Genomic DNA, 4824 nt, shown 5'->3' on the forward strand with positions numbered 1-4824 from the left:
ATTGTTCTTTGAAAACTAGATATATAAACATGACGAAGTCAATTTTTTCGAGAGTTTGATCCTGGCTCAGGATGAACGCTGGCTGTGTGCCTAATACATGCATGTCGAGCGAAGTACTTTTGTACTTAGCGGCGAATGGGTGAGTAACACGTACTCAACGTACCCTTCAGATTGGGATAGCGGTTGGAAACAACCGATAATACCAAATACTTGTAATTATCGCATGGTGATTACATAAAAGGCGCGTTTGCGCCACTGGAGGAGCGGGGTGCGTAACATTAGCTTGTTGGTGAGGTAACGGCCCACCAAGGCGATGATGTTTAGCGGGGTTGAGAGACTGATCCGCCACACTGGGACTGAGATACGGCCCAGACTCCTACGGGAGGCAGCAGTAGGGAATATTCCACAATGGACGAAAGTCTGATGGAGCGACACAGCGTGCAGGATGAAGGCCCCATGGGTTGTAAACTGCTGTGGTAAGGGAATAAAAAATAGCATAGGAAATGATGCTATATTGAATGTACCTTATTAGAAAGCAACGGCTAACTATGTGCCAGCAGCCGCGGTAATACATAGGTTGCAAGCGTTATCCGGAATTATTGGGCGTAAAGCGTCTGTAGGTTGTTTATTAAGTCTGGCGTTAAATTTTGGGGCTCAACCCCAAATCGCGTTGGATACTGGTAAACTAGAGTTATGTAGAGGTTAGCGGAATTCCTTGTGAAGCGGTGAAATGCGTAGATATAAGGAAGAACACCAACATGGCGAAGGCAGCTAACTGGACATACACTGACACTGAGAGACGAAAGCGTGGGGAGCAAACAGGATTAGATACCCTGGTAGTCCACGCCCTAAACGATGATCATTAGCTGATGGGGAACTCATCGGCGCAGCTAACGCATTAAATGATCCGCCTGAGTAGTACGTTCGCAAGAATAAAACTTAAAGGAATTGACGGGGACCCGCACAAGCGGTGGAGCATGTGGTTTAATTTGAAGATACGCGTAGAACCTTACCCACTCTTGACATCTTCCGCAAAGCTATAGAGATATAGTGGAGGTTAACGGAATGACAGATGGTGCATGGTTGTCGTCAGCTCGTGTCGTGAGATGTTCGGTTAAGTCCTGCAACGAGCGCAACCCCTATCCTTAGTTACTAACATTTAGTTGAGCACTCTAAGGAGACTGCCCGAGTAATCGGGAGGAAGGTGGGGACGACGTCAAATCATCATGCCTCTTACGAGTGGGGCAACACACGTGCTACAATGGCCGATACAAAGTGAAGCAACCCAGCGATGGTAAGCAAACCACAAAAAATCGGTCTCAGTTCGGATTGGAGTCTGCAACTCGACTCCATGAAGTCGGAATCGCTAGTAATCGTAGATCAGCTACGCTACGGTGAATACGTTCTCGGGTCTTGTACACACCGCCCGTCAAACCATGGGAGCTGGTAATGCCCGAAGTCGGTTTATTAACAAACTGCCTAAGGCAGGACTGGTGACTGGGGTTAAGTCGTAACAAGGTATCCCTACGAGAACGTGGGGATGGATCACCTCCTTTCTACGGAGTACAATGTCAAAAATACTTTTGACGAACTAACCTTAATCAGACCTATTTACACAAACATTTTTTGTCATGGCTTGTTAGGTCGCAAGCATATATCTAGTTTTGAGAGGACAATCTCTCAAAATTGTTCTTTGAAAACTGAATAGTAAATATTTTAAAATATTACAACGACATCAAAAATATAAATTATATCAATTTTGGTTAATTTGTTTTGATTCATCGAGTAGTCATAAATATATTATGACTCATTGAAATGTCTTAAAATACACATCAATAACAACAATAGGAAAATCCTAATTTTAATTAATTAGGGACATACTTTTAAATAAGTAAGAGTTTGTGGTGGATGCCTTGGGTCTGGAAGTCGATGAAGGACGTGATTACCTGCGATAAGCCTCGTGGAGCTGGATATGAGCTACGATACGGGGATTTCCGAATGGGGGAACCTAGCTAGAGTAATGTCTAGTTGCCTTCTTCTGAATACATAGGAAGTCGAGCGAGATACCATGTGAACTGAAACATCTTAGTAGCATGAGGAACAGAAAATAAATAATGATTTCTTCAGTAGCGGCGAGCGAACGAGAAAGAGCCCAAACCACTTTATAGTGGGGTTGTAGGACGATCTACATAGAGTTACAAAACTTAATGATAGCAGAAGCGCTTGGGAAGGCGTGGCATAGAGGGTGATACCCCCGTAAGCGAAATCGTTAAGTCTCTTGGTCGTATCCTGAGTAGGGCGGGGCACGTGAAACCCTGTCTGAATCTGCCGGGACCACCCGGTAAGGCTAAATACTAACCAGACACCGATAGTGAACTAGTACCGTGAGGGAAAGGTGAAAAGAACCCCGAGAGGGGAGTGAAATAGATTCTGAAACCACTTACTTACAATTAGTCAGAGCCCATTTAAGGGTGATGGCGTACATCTTGCAGTATGGACCGGCGAGTTATGTTATCATGCGAGGTTAAGCGGAAAAAAGCGGAGCCGTAGAGAAATCGAGTCTTAATAGGGCGAATTAGTATGATGGCATACACCCGAAACCAGGTGATCTATTCATGAGCAGGCTGAAGCTTGGGTAACACCAAGTGGAGGGCCGAACCGTAGTACGCTGAAAAGTGCCCGGATGACTTGTGAATAGCGGAGAAATTCCAATCGAACTTGGAGATAGCTGGTTCTCCTCGAAATAGCTTTAGGGCTAGCGTGTGATGTTAAATGATGGTGGTAAAGCACTGAATGTGGAATGGCCGCGCCTAGCGGTACTGACTATAATCAAACTCTGAATACCATCATGTATTATCATGCAGTCGGAACCGGGGTGCTAACGTCCCGGCTCGCGAGGGAAACAACCCAGATCGTCGGCTAAGGTCCCAAATTCATGTTAAGTGAGAAAGGTTGTGAGGTTTCATAAACAACTAGGAAGTTGGCTCAGAAGCAGCCATCTTTTAAAGAGTGCGTAATAGCTCACTAGTCAAGAGACCTTGCGCCAATAATTTAACGGGACTAAAACATGAAACCGAAGCCACGGGTACATTTATGTACGTTAGAGGAGCGTTCTTAGGGCGGTGAAGCTAGACCGTGAGGACTAGTGGAGCGCTAAGAAGTGAGAATGCCGGTATGAGTAACGATTCGCAGTGAGAATCTGCGACGCCTATTGGGGAAGGTTTCCTGGGCAAGGTTCGTCCACCCAGGGTAAGTCAGGGCCTAAGGCGAGGCGGAAACGCGTAGTCGATGGACAACAGGTTAATATTCCTGTACTTTCTATGGTAGTGATGGAGTGACGGAGAAGGATAAACTTACCTCTTACTGGATTGAGGGGCAAGTAGTAACTGGGAATTGTAGGCAAATCCGCAATTTATTAACCGGGAGCTACGACGCATAGGCAATAGCCGAATTAGTTGATTTCATGCTTCCAAGAAAAGCTTCTAAACTTAATATCATGGAAACCTGTACCGAGAACGGACACACGTCCCCAAGATGAGTATTCTAAGGCGAGCGAGAAAACTAGTGTTAAGGAACTCTGCAAAATGACCCCGTAAGTTCGCAAGAAGGGGTGCTCACGAAAGTGAGCCACAGAAAATTATGAGGGGCAACTGTTTATCAAAAACACAGCTCTCTGCTAAACCGCAAGGTGATGTATAGGGGGTGAAGCCTGCCCAGTGCCCGAAGGTTAAGTGGATGCGTTAGCTTATGCGAAGCGTTGAAATGAAGCCCGGGTGAACGGCGGCCGTAACTATAACGGTCCTAAGGTAGCGAAATTCCTTGTCGGCTAAATACTGACCTGCACGAAAGGCGCAATGATCTCTCAACTGTCTCAACACTAGACTCGGTGAAATTATGGTCCCAGTGAAAACGCTGGGTACCCGCATCAAGACGAAAAGACCCCATGGAGCTTTACTACAACTTCGTATTGAAATTTGGTCTAACATGTGTAGGATAGGTGGGAGACGTTGAAACTAGAACGCCAGTTCTAGTGGAGTCAACCTTGAAATACCACCCTTGTTATATTGAGTTTCTAACTTGCCATCATAATCGGGTGGGAGGACAGTGCGTGGCGGGTAGTTTGACTGGGGCGGTCGCCTCCTAAAGAGTAACGGAGGCGTTCAAAGGTACACTCAATACGGTCAGAAACCGTATGCAGAGCGCAAAGGTAGAAGTGTGCTTGACTGTGAGACTTACAAGTCGAGCAGGTGCGAAAGCAGGACTTAGTGATCCGGCTGTACATTGTGGAATGGCAGTCGCTCAACGGATAAAAGTTACCCTGGGGATAACAGGCTTATCTTGCCCAAGAGATCACATCGACGGCAAGGTTTGGCACCTCGATGTCGGCTCATCGCATCCTGGAGCTGGAGTCGGTTCCAAGGGTTGGGCTGTTCGCCCATTAAAGCGGTACGCGAGCTGGGTTCAGAACGTCGTGAGACAGTTCGGTCCCTATCTGATGTGGGCGTTGGAATATTGATGAGAGCCGTTTTTAGTACGAGAGGACCGAAACGGACGTACCACTGGTGTTCCAGTTGTTCCGCCAGGAGCATAGCTGGGTAGCTAAGTACGGAAAGGATAACCGCTGAAAGCATCTAAGTGGGAAGCCTCCTCAAAGATTAGTATTCCCTTGAGATTCCTTGTAGACTACGAGGTTGATAGGCTGGATGTGTAAGCATAGCGATATGTTGAGCTGACCAGTACTAATAAATCAATAGGTTTAAAAGTAATGTGTATTTTATACATTTCAATGAGTTTTAAATTACTATTCAGTTTTCAGAGAATAAT

2 rRNA genes are annotated in these 4824 nt (G+C 46.0%); both read left to right on the forward strand.

What is annotated here, in order from left to right:
* Positions 1-43: 43 nt before the first annotated feature.
* A 16S ribosomal RNA gene (locus NW238_RS03565) occupies positions 44-1556 on the forward strand.
* Positions 1557-1881: 325 nt separating this feature from the next.
* Positions 1882-4764 (forward strand): 23S ribosomal RNA (locus NW238_RS03570).
* The 16S and 23S rRNA genes sit together here, the layout of an rRNA operon.
* The last annotated feature ends 60 nt before the right edge of the window (positions 4765-4824 follow it).

Origin of the sequence: Mycoplasma zalophidermidis, from assembly GCF_024742155.1 — a bacterium.
GTDB lineage: Bacteria > Bacillota_I > Bacilli_A > Mycoplasmatales > Metamycoplasmataceae > Mycoplasmopsis > Mycoplasmopsis zalophidermidis.